The 15765-nt window shown below is 45.0% G+C and carries 17 protein-coding genes; 5 read left to right on the top strand and 12 right to left on the bottom strand.

Annotated elements, in window-relative coordinates; all coding sequences use genetic code 11:
- Positions 1–4: 4 nt before the first annotated feature.
- The 7 genes from pstA to ACWHAR_RS02515 all read right to left on the bottom strand — a co-directional run bounded on the left by pstA (position 5) and on the right by ACWHAR_RS02515 (position 7834).
- Entirely contained in the window at positions 5–889 is an 885-nt protein-coding gene (gene pstA / locus ACWHAR_RS02545) for a phosphate ABC transporter permease PstA (RefSeq protein ID WP_007408306.1), read from the bottom strand.
- Positions 889–1818, bottom strand: coding sequence for a phosphate ABC transporter permease subunit PstC (gene pstC / locus ACWHAR_RS02540; protein WP_007612605.1), 930 nt, complete (start codon positions 1816–1818; stop codon positions 889–891). Before pstC ends, pstA begins: the two co-directional genes overlap by 1 nt.
- 48 nt (positions 1819–1866) lie before the next feature.
- Positions 1867–2769 (bottom strand): phosphate ABC transporter substrate-binding protein, encoded by a 903-nt coding sequence (locus ACWHAR_RS02535; RefSeq protein WP_007408304.1) that lies wholly within the window; start codon positions 2767–2769, stop codon positions 1867–1869.
- Positions 2770–2924: 155 nt separating this feature from the next.
- Positions 2925–5072, bottom strand: a complete 2148-nt coding sequence (pbpA, locus tag ACWHAR_RS02530; protein ID WP_032873993.1) for a penicillin-binding protein 2A — start codon at positions 5070–5072, stop codon at positions 2925–2927.
- A 101-nt stretch (positions 5073–5173) separates the two neighbouring features.
- A complete protein-coding gene (locus tag ACWHAR_RS02525; RefSeq protein WP_032873991.1) occupies positions 5174–6463 on the bottom strand; it encodes an MFS transporter in 1290 nt (429 codons plus the stop codon).
- A gap of 117 nt (positions 6464–6580) precedes the next feature.
- The gene (gene sodA / locus ACWHAR_RS02520; RefSeq protein ID WP_003153025.1) at positions 6581–7186 is read right to left on the bottom strand and encodes a superoxide dismutase SodA; all 606 of its coding nucleotides are present in this window, start codon (positions 7184–7186) and stop codon (positions 6581–6583) included.
- Positions 7187–7351: 165 nt separating this feature from the next.
- Positions 7352–7834: a DUF456 domain-containing protein gene (locus ACWHAR_RS02515; protein WP_032873988.1), complete on the bottom strand. Its 483-nt coding sequence runs from the start codon at positions 7832–7834 to the stop codon at positions 7352–7354.
- Between the two features lie 158 nt (positions 7835–7992).
- Here ACWHAR_RS02515 and ACWHAR_RS02510 point away from each other — a divergent pair, with 158 nt between their 5' ends.
- The 3 genes from ACWHAR_RS02510 to ispG all read left to right on the top strand — a co-directional run bounded on the left by ACWHAR_RS02510 (position 7993) and on the right by ispG (position 10402).
- A complete protein-coding gene (locus ACWHAR_RS02510) occupies positions 7993–8757 on the top strand; it encodes a DUF1189 domain-containing protein (RefSeq protein ID WP_014418394.1) in 765 nt (254 codons plus the stop codon).
- A gap of 91 nt (positions 8758–8848) precedes the next feature.
- Complete coding sequence (locus ACWHAR_RS02505; protein WP_025285006.1) at positions 8849–9151, top strand: LysM peptidoglycan-binding domain-containing protein; 303 nt, start codon at positions 8849–8851, stop codon at positions 9149–9151.
- A gap of 132 nt (positions 9152–9283) precedes the next feature.
- A complete protein-coding gene (gene ispG, locus ACWHAR_RS02500; protein ID WP_169510269.1) occupies positions 9284–10402 on the top strand; it encodes a flavodoxin-dependent (E)-4-hydroxy-3-methylbut-2-enyl-diphosphate synthase in 1119 nt (372 codons plus the stop codon).
- Positions 10403–10435: 33 nt separating this feature from the next.
- Here the strand turns inward: ispG and ACWHAR_RS02495 are convergent, their stop codons facing one another.
- The gene (locus tag ACWHAR_RS02495) at positions 10436–10813 is read right to left on the bottom strand and encodes a DUF308 domain-containing protein (RefSeq protein ID WP_087920773.1); all 378 of its coding nucleotides are present in this window, start codon (positions 10811–10813) and stop codon (positions 10436–10438) included.
- Positions 10814–10946: 133 nt separating this feature from the next.
- On the opposite strand from ACWHAR_RS02495, the gene ACWHAR_RS02490 reads away from it, so the two are divergent.
- Positions 10947–11528 (top strand): nucleotidase, encoded by a 582-nt coding sequence (locus tag ACWHAR_RS02490; protein ID WP_007408297.1) that lies wholly within the window; start codon positions 10947–10949, stop codon positions 11526–11528.
- A gap of 30 nt (positions 11529–11558) precedes the next feature.
- On the opposite strand, the gene ACWHAR_RS02485 is transcribed toward ACWHAR_RS02490, so the two are convergent.
- The gene (locus ACWHAR_RS02485) at positions 11559–11969 is read right to left on the bottom strand and encodes a Fur family transcriptional regulator (RefSeq protein WP_032873986.1); all 411 of its coding nucleotides are present in this window, start codon (positions 11967–11969) and stop codon (positions 11559–11561) included.
- A 123-nt stretch (positions 11970–12092) separates the two neighbouring features.
- Positions 12093–12974: a YitT family protein gene (locus ACWHAR_RS02480; protein ID WP_007408296.1), complete on the bottom strand. Its 882-nt coding sequence runs from the start codon at positions 12972–12974 to the stop codon at positions 12093–12095.
- A 118-nt stretch (positions 12975–13092) separates the two neighbouring features.
- On the opposite strand from ACWHAR_RS02480, the gene ACWHAR_RS02475 reads away from it, so the two are divergent.
- Positions 13093–13347: a DUF2624 domain-containing protein gene (locus ACWHAR_RS02475; RefSeq protein WP_003153013.1), complete on the top strand. Its 255-nt coding sequence runs from the start codon at positions 13093–13095 to the stop codon at positions 13345–13347.
- Between the two features lie 32 nt (positions 13348–13379).
- Here ACWHAR_RS02475 and ACWHAR_RS02470 read toward each other — a convergent pair whose 3' ends face one another.
- Both ACWHAR_RS02470 and ACWHAR_RS02465 read right to left on the bottom strand, forming a co-directional pair.
- The gene (locus tag ACWHAR_RS02470) at positions 13380–14273 is read right to left on the bottom strand and encodes a deoxyribonuclease IV (protein ID WP_032873983.1); all 894 of its coding nucleotides are present in this window, start codon (positions 14271–14273) and stop codon (positions 13380–13382) included.
- 11 nt (positions 14274–14284) lie between these two features.
- Positions 14285–15601: a DEAD/DEAH box helicase gene (locus tag ACWHAR_RS02465; RefSeq protein ID WP_032873981.1), complete on the bottom strand. Its 1317-nt coding sequence runs from the start codon at positions 15599–15601 to the stop codon at positions 14285–14287.
- Between the last annotated feature and the right edge of the window lie 164 nt (positions 15602–15765).

Below are 15765 nucleotides of genomic sequence, written 5' to 3'. Positions count from 1 at the left end.
CCGATTAATTTGCCGTAAGCTTTTTATAAATGACAGACCCGAGCCATCTTGCACAAAGGTTAAACAAGAGCACCGAAATCACCAGCACCGCCGAGCCGCCGTTTGCAATCGCTTCGGCGTCAGGGATGATTCCCTGCGTATTGACACTCCATATATGAACCGCCAGCGTCTCAGCCGGCCTGAAAATGTTGAAAGGAGATGATTCAGAAAACGGGTTTAAATCGGTAAAATTCAGCCGCGGCGTTGTCAGTCCCGCTGTAAATAACAATGCGGCCGCTTCTCCGAATACTCTTCCTGATGCGAGAATGGCTCCGGTTAAAATCGAAGGAATCGCACTCGGAATCAGCACCGTTTTGACGGTATGCCATCTCGATACGCCTAAAGCGAGAGAAGCTTCTTTCAGCTCCTTAGGAACTGCAGTGAGCGCGCCTTCTGTCACCCGGACCATAACGGGAAGGTTAAAGACCGTTAATGCGAGCGCGCCTCCGATAATCGTGTAGCCCCATCCGGTCAGGTTTACAAACATCAGCATGCCGAACATCCCGATGACAATGGACGGAAGCGAAGACAGCACCTCAATACACGTTCTGATAAAATCGGTGATTTTATTTTGGGGCGCATATTCAGCCATAAAGACGCCGCCCCCCACACCAAGCGGTATCGTGATCAGCATGGTGATAAACAGAATGTAAAAGGAGTTAAAAAGCTGATCCCGTATTCCGCCGCCTGACGCAATAGCGCTCGATTTTGACGTAAGAAAATGCAAGGAGATTTCAGAGACGCCGTGAATAAGAATGTACAAAAACAATCCTGCCAAAATCGCCGCGATTACAGCAGCGCATAACCCGAATACACCGGTGGCCAATTTATCCGTTATTTTCCGGTTCATTACACTTTCCTCCTAGATGACAAGTAGCGTATGAGCAATATAAACAGAAACGACATGATAAGAAGAACAAGCCCCATAGACCATAACGTATTATTTTCAATACTGCCGTATGTGGTATGGCCCATGTTTAACGTGATAATCGTCGTTAATGTTCCCGCCGTATCAAGCAGGCTTTCCGGCAGAAGCTTTGTATTTCCGATAACCATCTGTACGGCGAGTGCTTCTCCGAATGCTCTTGCCATCCCGAGCACGACAGCGGTCAGCAATGTCGGAAACGCCGCCGGGATAAGCACCTTTCTGATTGTCTGCCACCTCGTCGCACCAAGCGCGTATGAACCGTCGCGAAGATGTTTCGGAAGTGACGCAAGCGCATCAGCGGAAATCGATGTAACAGTCGGCAGAATCATTACCGAGAGTACGATCGTCCCCGCCAGAAGGCTGTGACCCGTTCCGCTTGATTTAAAAGAGCCGATAAACGGAACCAATACTGTAAGACCTATGAATCCATAAACGACGGACGGAATGCCGACAAGCAGCTCAATTACCGGCTGCAGCACCTTTTTCCCCCAAGTCGGCGCAATTTCCGTCATAAACACGGCACCCGCAATACCGAGGGGCGCTGCGATCAGAGCCGACAGAACCGTGACCGCAAATGATCCGAAAATAAAAGGCAGCGCGCCGAACTCAGGTTTTGCCTGGGTTGGATTCCAATTCAGACTTGTTAAGAACTCAATCGGGCTTACACCATTTACAAAAAAAGATTGCAGCCCCTTTATGCCGAGAAAAATTGTGATCGCCGCTGATGCCGCAATGATAATCGCGGCACACACAGACACAATCACCCTTCCGCGGACTTCATCCAATTGCCTGTTTTGTTTTGAGCTTATTAAGCGTTCGCTTACAGACTCTTTTTCTCTGTGATTTATCATTTGTTTACACTCCTATAAAGAAGAAGAGGCGGGGAGCCCGCCCTCCCCTCAGCTTTGCTTGCCGTTTGCGTCACGTGTGACTTTCATATCAGAGATCGGAATGTAGCCCTGATCTTTTACGATACTTTTCTGTACTTCATCGCTGTTCATATAGTCAAGAAACGTTTTTGTAAGGCCTGACGCTTCACCTTTCGTATAAGAGTGCTCGTAAGCCCAAATCGGATACTCGCCTGTGACGACGTTTTTCTCTTCCGGTTTGATGCCTCCGATCGATAAAGGCGTTACTTTGTCATCGTTTATATAAGAGAATGCCAGATAACCGATAGCTCCCGGCGTTTCCGCAATGATTTTTTTGACTGTATTGGAGGAATCCTCTGTAATGCCCTCAGCAGGATCTGCTCCGTCAAGCGCGTATTTGACGAACGTAGCGCGTGTTCCTGATGAATCAGGACGGTTCACAAGTGTAATTTTTTGATCTTTACCGCCAAGCTCTTTCCAGTTTTTAATTTTTCCTGTAAAGACGTCTGTCAGCTGTTTTTTGGTTATATCCTTTACGCCCGCACCGGGGTTGACCGCAGCCGCCATCGCCACTACCGCTACTCGGTGGTCTTTTAGGGCTTTTGCATCAATGCCTTCCTTTTCTTCAGCAAAGACATCTGAGTTGCCGATTTGCACTGCCCCTTCAGACACTTGCGAAAGACCTGTTCCTGAACCTCCCGCTTGCACCTGCACATCAGCATCCGGATGTTTTTCCATAAACTTTTCTGCCGCTGCCAGTACTAACGGCTGCATGGCTGATGAACCAGAAATGGTTAAAGAACCTGATGCTTTTTTATCCTCACTTGCAGATTGACTGTCTGTCTTGCCGCTTTCCTTTGCATTTCCGCATGCTGCAGCAACAATCATAACAGCAGCCATCAGAAGCATAAGCATCCATTTGTTTTTTTTCATTTCCTGAATTCCCCCTGCATTTAATGTGTAATTTGTCCTACAGGTCTAGAGTAAAGGGTTCTTGTAAAATGCGTATAAATCAAGTGTTAAGGTTTTGTAAATCCGGATGTTTTTTTGTATAAAAAAAACGCTCACAAGTTGTGAGCGTTTTTCTGTTAGTGATTTGTATTGCCGTTTTCAGCGTCTTCCTGAATTTTATCTTCGTTTTTCTGCTTCGTATTATTATCTTCTTGTTTCTTTTTCAGCTCAAAGTATTTGTCCAGAGCTGCTCTTCCTATATCATTCGTAATCGAATATCGATCGCTGTAATCAATATAGGCCCAAGGAACGACTACAGAAATAGCCACTTCCGGATTATCCGCAGGTGCATAAGCGACAAGAGTCGTATTATACGTTCCTTCACCCGTCTCTGATTTGTCCGGACCGTCATAGAAAGATTGCGCCGTACCCGTTTTACCGGCAGGACTGTATGTCGCCGTCGCAAAATCAGTTGCGGCTGTCCCTTTTGTCATGACGCGTCTGAAACCTGCCTGCACTTCTTTAATATCTGCATTATTCATATCAATCTTGTTCAGTACTTGGGGCTGAACAGACTCTACAACGGCTCCGATTCCTTTTTTCGAATCAGGCTGCCTGACCTCTTTTACAAGCTGAGGCTTCAAACGATAGCCTCCATTGGCGATTGTAGATACATACTGCGCCATTTGCAGCGGTGTAAACGTATCATACTGTCCGATGGCAAAGTCTAACAGAAGACCGGAAATTCGCTGTGACCCTTGGTACCCGGTCGCTTCATTCGGGAGATCAATTCCCGTCTTAACTCCGAGTCCGAACTGATTGAAGTAGTATCTGAAAGTATCGAATGCCTTCATATCAAGCGGCAGGGACTGGCCTTTTTTGTACTCCCCTTTACCGACAGCAATCGCCGTTTTGAACATGAACACGTTTGATGATTCCTGAAGCGCTTTTTCGATATCTACGGGACCTAAATTCGTCCATGATTTTTTCGGGTTTTTACTTCCCTTGAAATACATAGGTTCATCCTGAAAAACGGTGTTCAAATTGATCGCGCCCGTCTGCAGTCCGGTCAACACCGTCGCTCCTTTGACCGCCGATCCCATTGCATAGGAGGAAGTCATTGCGCCGAGGGCATAATCATTAATTTTGTACTTTCCATGGTCATTCGTAATCTGTTTGCCGGCCATCGTCAGCACTTCTCCGTTTTTCGGGTTCATCATGACGACGAAGGCCCGATCAAGAAGCTTCGTGCTCGGTCTCGCTTTTGCCGATTTTAAATTTTTCTCAATGATTTTTTCAACGGATTTCTGCAGGTCCATATCAATGGATAAAACAAGGTCTTTGCCGGCCTGTCCTTTTGAAATCACTTTGCTGCCCGTGACATTTCCGGATGAGTCGGTTAAGTTCTGCACTTTCTCTTTTTGACCCTGCAGCAGGCTTTCATATTGATATTCTAAATAGCTTTTTCCGACCCTGTCATTCCGGCTGTAGCCGAGTGACAGATAGTGATCCAGCAGGTTGGACGGAAGACCTTCGTTCGAACTGGATACACTGCCGAGCAATGTCCGGATCAGGCTTTTATAAGGATAAGACCGTTCCCAGTCAGACGTCACGTCAACTCCCGGCAGTTCATCTAAATGTTCGCTGACGACGGCCATTTCTTTTGCCGACACGCCTTCATTTTTGATGTATTGAGGCGTCAGGGAGTAGCCTGAATCCATCTGCCTTTTAATCGCAAGGATCTGCATGTCTTTTGAAGTGAGTTCATTCAGCTGTTTGTCTGTGATGCGTTTCAGCTGAAGCTGATATAAATCATCGTCAGACAGTTTTTTGTCTTCAGCTTTTTGCTTTTCTTCGGCCGTAATCAGTTTTTTCGCTTCATCAGGCCTCGTTAACATCCAATAGTCTTTTTTATCCCGCTCAGTCACCTTTTTGGTGCTTACCTTAATCATACCCGACAGTTTTTTTGCGATTTTTAAACGCTGCGCCTGGGTGGTTGAGGCTGAACGTGTATATGTAATCGCATTTAATGCTTTATTCGTTACGATGGGATTTAGGTTCCGGTCGTATATTTTCCCTCTCGGAACCGCCGTGCTGACATCAGACTCCTCCTGCTTATTAGCGGCGTTTTTATAATCATCACCCTGAACGATCTGCTTGATGCCAAGCTCGACGATAATCCAAGTGAAAATAAGAAACGCGGCCAAAAACAAAAAATTAAGCCGGATCGGCAGTGATTTTTTCTTTTCTTTGTTTACAGCTATTTTCTTTTTATTTCTCCTCATGACATCACCTTTTCTTATTTACAGAAAGAAATGACACCTTCTGTTCAGGTGCCATTTTTCATTCTAAAGGTTTTTTCGATATTTTTCTACAGATAACCCTTTTATCTTTCTCCTTTTATAAAATTCGGTTCCGCCGCCTGTTTTTGTCGGTCTTCTTCTACTGTTTCATCAGAAGTTTCCGTATCCAGTTTGATGTCTTTTATAAAGTAATAAATCAGCGGATGGCCGGCTCCGAGCAGCACGAGCGCCGCCGGTATTCCCACTTTTTCCTTGAATAATGTAACGATTACAAGGAAACAAAGGATGGAAACGATCCGGCCCGCATTTAAAAATAACTCCCTGAGCACAATGTATTCAATTCTGGCTTTTCTGGCAAGCCGCGCCCGGCCTATCACATCATATGTAAGCGAGACATACGGCACGAGCAGAACTGGATAGCCGATCGCAATAAACACTCCGTACAAAAGGAGCGTCGTGAAGCTCATTTTAAAAATGATGAGAAACAGGGCGCCGTACAAGATCAATCCGCCGATAAGAATCGCCTTTTTTCGCGCTCTTTTTTTGATGAGCCTTGATGCAAAATAATAGGCAAAAAAAGAAACCGCGGAATTGACGAGGCCGAATGTTCCGAGCGCCAGCTCACTGTTTGTCGCAATGAATACAAATACGCTGATTAAAAAAACAAAAATCCCTTCTCTCAAGCCTTGAAAAAAGTGCGCGTTGGTAATCCGGCGCCAATTCAGATTCGTGTGGCGCTCACCAAAAACTTTTTTCAGCATAAACCGGCCTTTCGACTCCCTCCGCTTCAGAAAAAAGCTCATGACCACGGCAAGGGCAAATAAGCCGAGCGACAGGCTGAAAATGATTGTATAACCCGTATTATTTTCAAGTCTTGAAATGACATATCCGGCCACAATCGGACCGATCATGCCCGCCGATGAAGACAAAATGCCTAAAAACCCGTTAAAAAAATCTCTCGTTTCCGGTTCCGTGATTTCGAAAGTCAGCACATTAAAAGCCAGCCAGTAAAAGCCGTATCCAACTCCGAGCACGGCCCCTATCAAAACGAGACGGGAAGCCGCAGTTTCTCCGGCAAGCAGCACACTTAAATAAAAAGCGGCCAAAAAGATAACGCCGAACCTGAGAATAAACACCCTGTCAATTTTTTTAGCCAGCCGGCCAGCCAGCAGAAAGGTAATCGGCTGCATCGTTACGACCGACAAATTGTATATGGCCAAATCAATAAATTTTCCCGACTGCTTCCACAAATACACGTTGACAAATGTATTTGACAGCGCGATGCCCAATGAGTAAAGACCGCCAATCGTCAATAACAGCAGCAGCCCTTTATTTATTTCGATGTCGCCGATAATTTTTTTTATTTTGCTCATCATTGACTCCCCTTTACTACACATTAGTTTGTCTCACTCAAACTGAGATATGTAAAAGGAATCAAAGTCAATAAAAAAACAAGGTCTCCCGCGGGAGACCTTGTTTGATCGAACTATTTATTTTGCTTCGCTGTAAAGACGGGCAACTTCATCCCAGTTCACAACATTCCAGAAAGCTGAAATGTAATCAGGACGGCGGTTTTGGTAGTTCAGGTAGTAAGCGTGCTCCCAAACATCAAGACCGAGAACAGGTGTTTTACCCTCTGAAAGCGGTGAATCTTGGTTTGGCGTGCTTGTAATTTCAAGTTTGCCGTTGTTTACAACGAGCCAAGCCCAGCCTGAACCGAAACGGCCTGCAGCTGCTGCCGCGAATTTTTCTTTGAATTGATCGAAGCTTCCGAACGTGCTTTTGATCTCTTCAGCAAGCTCACCAGTCGGTTCGCCTCCGCCGTTCGGAGATAAAAGAGTCCAGAATAAAGAGTGGTTTGCATGTCCGCCGCCATTGTTGCGGACTGCCGTGCGGATGTCCTCCGGCACTGCGTTCAAATCAGCAACAAGCTCATCTACAGATTTCTCTGCAAGCGCTGATCCTTCGATCGCTTTGTTGAGGTTTGTCACGTATGTGTTATGGTGCTTCGTATGGTGAATCGTCATTGTTTCCTTATCGATATGCGGTTCTAAAGCATCATAAGCATAAGGCAATTCTGGAAGTTTGTAAGCCATAATTTTTTCCTCCTTTAAATATATGTACTGAAATGCCGCTTAACGCGAACTTTTCTAATCTCAATGTAACAAAAGAAAGCGTGGTAATCAATGAAAAAGCTCACAATCCGGCGATTCCAGCAGACATATTACACTTTATCCGTTCACGGCCGAAATTAAACCTTTCTAAAGCACCGTCCATAAGAAATATCCGATCATAAAGAGCTGAATGACGCCTTTTGCCGCGACGCTTGTTAAAAAGCCGATTAACGAGCCGAGCCCCACTTTTGCCGCGGCCTTGATATCCTTTTGATGAACAAACACCTCAGCGCAGAGAGCACCGATAAACGGGCCTAATATAATGCCCGCCACGGGAATAACGAAGGGCCCGATCAATAATCCGATCGTGCTTCCCCAGATTGCCGCCCTGCTTCCTCCGTACCTTTTAACGCCAAGTAAATTTGACACATAGTCAGCTGCGAATAAAACGGCCGCAAATACCGCCTCAATGAGCCAAAACAGGTAAGAATAAGGACTGAAGGAAAACAAAAATCCGTAGAGAAGAAAACCGGCCACAATAAAAATAACGCTTGGAATCACCGGGTATACAAGTCCGATAAAAGCAATGACGAAGACCGCAATGATAATCAGCCAATACAAAACACTCATGACAAAAACACCCTCCTTTGTTTTGCGGGCGATCACAGCTTCCCGCTTTATCTTATTATGTATGATTCCTTATCACCGCTTTAAATACTCTCACTTGTGTTCATCCCCTGTGAACGATACAATAAGCAACATATACCAGTTTAGGCTAGGAAGTGAAGATGTTGAACATATTTACGGCTTTATTGAAAAGTACATACTCTCCGGCGGATATTGCAAAAACACGGTTTCAGGGGATAGGAAAAGCGATCCTTTATGTATTTTTGCTGTCTGTCCTTTTTACGCTGCCAAGCGCTTATTACCTTTGCTCCGGCACCGTAAACTCAATGAACGGTTTCAAAACCGTGTTAAAGAAAGATTTCCCTGATTTCAGCATTTCAAACGGAGAATTGCAGACGAAAGCGTCCGCCTCTAAGGAAACGGAAGCTAACGGCTTTGTCATCGTGTTTGATCCGACAGATGCTTACGGCGCGAAACAAATAGCGGCGAAACAAAACGCGATCGGCATTTTAAAAAATAAAATGGTGCTTGCTGTAGACGGACAGGCGACAGAAATGAATTATTCGCTGATGCCTGCTGATATCACAAAAAAAGAAATCATATCAGCATTAAACCAAAATAAAACAATGATCGTCACCGTCCTGTCCGTTTTGCTGTTCATCATGACAGCGGCCGGAAAATTCATTGAAGTATCATTTCTCGCCGTCATCGGCCTGATATTGAAAAATGCGCAAAGAAAGACATTGAATTACCAGCAGCTCTGGAAGCTTTCGGCTTATTCCATTACACTTTCGACCATATTCTTTACGATCATGCGCGCGCTTGTTATTACAGTGCCGAGTGAATTTTTAGTGAATTGGTTTGTAAACTTTATCATCCTTTTCCTCGTCTTAAAAGAGATACCGCCAAGAAAAACAGCTGTGTAACAAAGACTGCCCCCGGCGGTCTTCTTTTTTGTCATGAACAAAATGGGACAAGCATACAATGAAGTAAAAATGTATGCGGGAGGCGGTTGGAATGAAGCGGCTTACTTTTGTATTCGGCAGTTTATTTGTGATATTCATTATCTTTTACGATCTTAAAATCGGCACGATCCCTTCTCAAGACCTTCCAGCATACGCAGCGGCGGCACAGCCAGCAAAACAGGAAGCTTCATACAGAACGGTTACGGTCAAAAAAGGCGATACGGTGATGTCGATAGTCGGCGCACATAAAGCTCCTGATGATATTGCACAAGATTTTGAAGCGCTGAATCCGAATGTAAAAGCAAACGCCATTCGGGCAGGCACCGCTTATAAATTCCCCGTCTACCGCAATTAAACGTTAATTTCTTGTCAGTTCGGCAAATACACTGTTACAATATAACATGTAAATAGAAGTTGCCTGACATGTAAAAGGCTCAGCCTGCAAAAGCGGTAACTACAATTAAGGAGCGATTGACAAGTGAGTGAAATCACACATCGTACAAAAACGCGTCCCGTCAAAGTGGGACCTTTAACAATAGGCGGAAATAACGAAGTCGTTATTCAGAGTATGACGACGACCAAGACACACGACGTAGAAGCAACAGTTGCGGAAATCAACCGTTTAGCCGAAGCCGGCTGCCAAATTGTCCGGGTAGCATGTCCGGACGAACGCGCCGCTAACGCGATTGCCGACATCAAAAAACAAATTTCCATCCCTCTCGTTGTCGATATTCATTTTGACTACAAGCTTGCATTAAAAGCAATTGAGGGCGGCGCCGACAAAATCAGAATCAACCCGGGTAACATCGGCCGGCGCGAAAAAGTGGAAGCCGTCGTAAAAGCGGCGAAAGAAAAAGGAATTCCGATCCGGATCGGCGTAAACGCGGGTTCTTTGGAAAAACGCATTTTAGAAAAATACGGCTATCCGACTGCTGACGGAATGGTTGAGAGTGCGCTTCATCATATCAAAATCCTGGAAGACCTTGACTTTCACGACATCATCGTCAGCATGAAAGCGTCTGACGTCAATCTCGCCATAGAAGCATACGAAAAAGCGTCAAAAGCATTTGATTATCCGCTCCACCTCGGAATTACAGAATCGGGCACGCTGTTTGCCGGAACGGTAAAAAGCGCGGCCGGACTCGGAGCGATTTTAAGCAAAGGAATCGGAAACACGCTCCGGATCTCTCTGAGCGCCGACCCGGTTGAAGAAGTAAAAGTAGCCAGAGAACTGCTGAAATCATTCGGTCTCGCTTCAAACGCGGCTACGCTTATTTCATGCCCGACATGCGGACGGATCGAAATTGATCTCATCAGCATCGCAAATGAAGTGGAAGAATACATTTCTAAAGTCAAAGCGCCGATTAAAGTAGCGGTTCTCGGATGTGCCGTTAACGGACCGGGCGAAGCAAGAGAAGCCGATATCGGGATTGCCGGCGCGCGCGGCGAAGGACTTCTTTTCCGCAAAGGCCAAATCGTCCGCAAAGTCCCTGAAGAAACCATGGTCGAAGAGCTGAAAAAAGAAATCGACAAGCTGGCAGAAGAACACTACGCAAAGCTTGAAGCGGAAAAAGCAAAAGCAGAACAAGAAACACAAAAAGCTTGACGGATATTCCGCCAAGCTTTTTTTTGCGTTGTGTTAAAAAAACGGTGTAATGAAGATGCCGAGCACAAGAGAAACAATACCGATTCCCATCGCCCATCCGCCTAAAGCGCCTGCTCCTCTTCTTCTGGCGATATAGCCGACGATAATGCCGCATGCCCCTAATAAAACAGGGAGCACAAACAGGGAAATGATAGAAATAGCCAATGCTGCATACCCTATCCCCCGGCCTTCACTTACTCCGTCCCGATTATCATCACGGTCTGCTGCCCGGTCAGAAGCACGATATGGCTCTGAGATTTCGGCCGCTGTTTCTTCTGAATAAACATCACGCGTGATATCGGTTCCTTCCGATCCATGATCCACATAGTAGTCGTTGCCTTTTCGATTTTCGTAATCGTATGCCACCTTCAATTCCCCCTTTTTCTTTTATGAAAGGAGCTTTTTTAGTTTCCGCGTTTTTTACGGATTCATGTTTGCTAAACTTTTCTGGTATTGTTAATTGTTTATGTTACACTTGAAGGGATGAATTTATAGGAGTGTGGACATGTTACGGTTAGGTATAGATATTGACGGCACAGTTACGGCACAGGATACATTTGTCCCTTATTTAAACCGCTCATTTCATCTTTCCATTACCTTGGATGATATGACTGATTATGATCTGACGAAGCTTTTGAACATTACAGACGAGGAATTTTGGGAATGGATGAACGTTCATGAAGCAGCCATATATAAAGAAGCGAAACTCGCGGAATTTGCCAAGCAGGCACTGGACGGACTGAAAGAAGAGCACCGTCTGATCTACATTACGGCAAGACGCGGCCACTTAGAAGATGTTACGCTGGACTGGTTTGCAAACCGGGACATTCATTACGATCACATTGAGCTTGTCGGAGGCCATCACAAAGTGGAAGCCGTCAAAAAACACGGCATTGATTTATTTTTCGAAGATCACCACGGCAATGCGACAATGATCGCAAAAGAAGCAGGCATTCCGGTTATCCTTTTTAACTCCCCATATAATCAGCTCCCCATCGATTCCAATATTATCAGGGTGCAGAATTGGCTTGAAGCCGTCGCCTGGATTAATAAAAACAAACACAGCTTCCAGCATGTCAAAAGCTGAAAAAAACCTCCTGTATAAGCAGGAGGTTTTTTATCGGCACGCCGGACAGGTGCCGTAAATTTCAAACTTATGGCCGCTGATTTCATACCCTTCCAAATCATCGTGCAGCTTATCCATCGGACAGGACTCAATTTCCTTCGTTTTCCCGCAGGTTAAACAGATAAAATGGTGATGATGATGGGTATAAGAGCATGTAAAACGGAACAGTTTTTCTCCGGATAGCTCCGTCGTTTCCAAAATGCCGAGTTCTTCATATAACGAAAGATTTCTGTATATGGTATCAAAGCTCAGACCCGGATAGTTGTCATTTAATGCGGCAAGCACGTTTTTGGCGGTCAGATATTTATCAGAATCAGCAAAAAGCTGCAGCATGTCTTCTCTCTTACTCGTATATTTATACCCTTTTTCTTTCAGCAGGTTCAACGCTTCTTGTACGTTCATGAGGACCTCCCCTTTACAACACGGTATCGCTCCAAAAAGAAAATGGCAGCTGTCTGAACAGCAGGCCATTTTCTTATGATGTATCAAATTATACCTATAAAATGATGAAAAGTAAATGAAAGCCTAGTGAATCGCGGTTTTGAACTTACCGCCCCTCGTTTCATGGGTATTCATGATCGTAATAAAGGCGTTTTTATCAATTTCAAACACAATGGATTTCAATTTAGTCACTTCAAGCCTTGTCACGACCGCGTAAATGACTTCTTTGGTTTCATCCGTATATCCGCCTTTACCCTGAAGTTTGGTGGTTCCCCGTCCAAGCCGGTGCAATATAGCATCTGAGATCTCAGCATATTGCTCTGCAACAATAATGACCGCTTTTGTTTCATCAAGCCCCTGGATGACGGCGTCAATCGTTTTCATGGCAATATAATAAGTCATGAAAGAATACATTGCCTGCTCCGGACCGAACACAAAACCGGCCCAAATGAAAATAAACACATTGATGAGCATAACGAATTCCCCGACTGAAAAGGGCAGCTTTTTCGTGAGAAGGATACCGAGGATTTCAGTACCGTCCATCGAGCCTCCGTTTCGGATGACAAGGCCTACCCCGAAACCGAGCAAAAGCCCGCCGAATACCGTCGCCAAAATAGGCTGGGTCGTAATGGCCTCCACATGGTGCAATGAGGATTCAATCAGCGCTAAACCGACGATTCCGATAACAGTAGAGATGAGAAATGTTTTTCCGATATATTTATATCCGAAAATCATAAATGGAATGTTGAGTAACACAACGAATAAGGCAAAATTGAGGAGGGGATTGGACATAAAGAGGTGGTCTAAAATTAATGAAACACCGATAATGCCTCCGTCGATAAAATTATTAGGGACCAGAAACAATTCAATACTTACGGCGGCTGAACCCGCCCCGATCAGAATCATAATGACCCTGAAGATAAAGTGTAAAAATGATTCTCTTTTATGCTGTTTATTTGGGGTCATAAAATCTCCTTTCCTATAATAACTATTTTAAACAGTAAGCAACTTTATTTTACCATTAAAAGCTGTAACATTTTAATGATCTGCTCAATACATTATGTCTAAAGAGGTGAAAGTATCGATGATTTTAATACAAAGAATTATTTTGCAGCGGCTCAATCAAGTCACTGCGGACGATCTGCTGAAATATTCCAAGCAATACGGAATCAGCATTACAAGAAGTCAAGCGGCTGAGGTAGCGGCTCTGATGCACGGAAAAAACATTAATATTTTTGATGAACAGGAGCGGCTGCGCCTGCTGAAAAAAGTGGAAACGATAACCTCAAAAGAAACGGCGCGGAAAGTTGACGAACTTTTCAATCAATTCTCAGGGTAAGAAAGGAGGGACACCCGCCCCTCCTTTCTTTCTTATTGAGCTGATATTTTTTCAAGAAGCTCCTTATCAAACTGCTTTTCTTTCAGCATTTCGATTTCAAAACGGTACGGCGGCTTCTTATTTTTCTTGTCTTCGCCTACATACGGTGTTTCGAGGATTTTCGGAATATCGGCAAGCTGCTCGTGATGAACGATGTACTGCAGAGCGTCAAAACCGATCTCTCCGAACCCGATATTTTCATGGCGGTCTTTCCGGGCGCCTTTAATATTTTTACTGTCGTTCACATGAAGGACTTTTATCCGATCGATGCCGACGATTTTATCAAACTCGTTAAGAACACCGTCAAAATCATTAGCGACATCATACCCGGCGTCATGGGTGTGGCAAGTGTCAAAGCAGACGGATAGATGTTCATTATGCGTGACTCCCGCAATGATCTCGGCCAGCTCTTCAAAGCTTCTTCCGCATTCTGATCCTTTGCCCGCCATTGTCTCCAGCGCAATCTGCACGTTTTGATCGGGAACAATCACTTCGTTTAAACCTTCAATGATTTTTTTGATGCCCGTCTCAGCCCCGGCTCCGACATGCGCTCCTGGATGAAGCACGATCTGTTTCGCGCCGATCGCTGCCGTTCTTTCAATTTCAGAACGCAGAAAATCAACGCCCAGCTCAAACGTTGCCGGATTTGTCGTATTTCCGATGTTAATGATGTACGGCGCATGCACGACAATCTCGTCGATGCCGTTTTCCTTCATATGGGCGCGGCCCGCTTCGATATTCAAGTCTTCAATTTTTTTGCGGCGCGTGTTTTGGGGAGCGCCCGTATAGATCATAAATGTATTCGCCCCGTACGAAACAGCTTCCTTGCTTGCGGCAAGGAGCATATGTTTTCCGCTCATTGAGACGTGTGAACCTATTTTCAGCAACCCGATTCCCCCTACTTTCCTCTGTTAGATTGGTTTCTTCTCTGCTTCTTTTTAATTTTTTCCATTTCGTAGCTCATTTTCTTTTTATAGCCCGGCTTTACTTTTTTCGGCTTTTTCACGAGGCGTTTCGCAATTTGGTCAGCCTCATTTGTCGTCTTTTTGCGATTTTTACGGCGGTGGCGGTCATCGCCTTTCTTCCATTCGCCGTTTACAAGCTCCGCATAGTCAAACACAATGCCCATCTTTTCGAGTCTTACGAGCGCATCTTCGTCAGAAAGCTCATAAATGGTCAGTGCTTGGCCTGATGAACCGGCGCGTGCAGTTCTCCCGACGCGGTGAACATAAAAATCCAGATCGTCCGGAAGCTCGTAGTTGATGACGTGGCTTACGCCTTTAATGTCAATTCCTCTAGCCGCAAGGTCTGTCGCAATGACATAAGTGAACTCCAGATCATTAATCTGCTTCATTACCTTTTTGCGCTCACGCGGCGTTAATCCCCCATGCAGAAGACCGACCCTCATTCCTTTTTCAGTCAGGTATTTCGCAATATGGTCAGCCGTGTTTTTCGTATTTGCAAACACAATGCCCAGATAAGGATTCAGATGAGACATCATATCAAAAAGCAGTTTGTCTTTATCACGCTGTTTAGAAGGAACCAACACATGTTCAATCTTTTCGGCTGTGATTCTTTTCGGCTCAACATGCGCATACTTCGGATTTTCCATATACTTTTTCAAAAACGGCTTCAGCTTTTCCGGAATCGTAGCTGAGAACACAAGCATCTGCAGTTCTTCCGGCATACGCGATCCGATATAATCAACGTCTTCTAAAAAGCCCATATCAAGCATCAGATCAGCTTCGTCAATGACGAGAGACTGCGCTTTATAGACGTTCAATGCCTGCGCCTTAATCAGATCCGCGATCCGGCCCGGCGTTCCGACGACGAGATGAGGCTGTGTTTTCAGCTTATCAATTGATTTTTGCTTGTCCGTCCCGCCGATGAAGCATTTTGTCCGGATCGGCTCATCTTCCGCACCCTGTGTGATTTTGAGCGCTTCCTGATGAATCTGATTGGCAAGTTCTCTCGTCGGCGCCGTGATAACGGCCTGTACCGTATCAGAACCCGGATCAATCCGATTCAGAATAGGCAATAAATAGGCGTGGGTTTTCCCCGTCCCCGTCTGGGACTGCCCGATCACGCTTTCGTTTTTCAGTACGGCAGGTATCAGACGCTTTTGAATATCTGTCGGTTCATAAAAACCAAGGCGGTGAACTGCATCTATAATAAACGGTTTTAAGTTGTATCCATCAAATTTAGTTTCTTTCATTTTTCCCAGCTCCTTAAAGCGGCACATTCTGTGTCCATCATCACATTATAACCGATTTTACTTAAAAACACCATGTCTTGGGGGAATCCTGTTTTCGAGACAGAAAAGCAAATGCCCCCTCCGATGCATATTGTAATAGCAGAGAGACAGAAAGGAGGTACAAG

This window comes from Bacillus sp. LR--39 (assembly GCF_053613335.1).
This window is presented reverse-complemented; position numbering and strand designations above follow the sequence as displayed.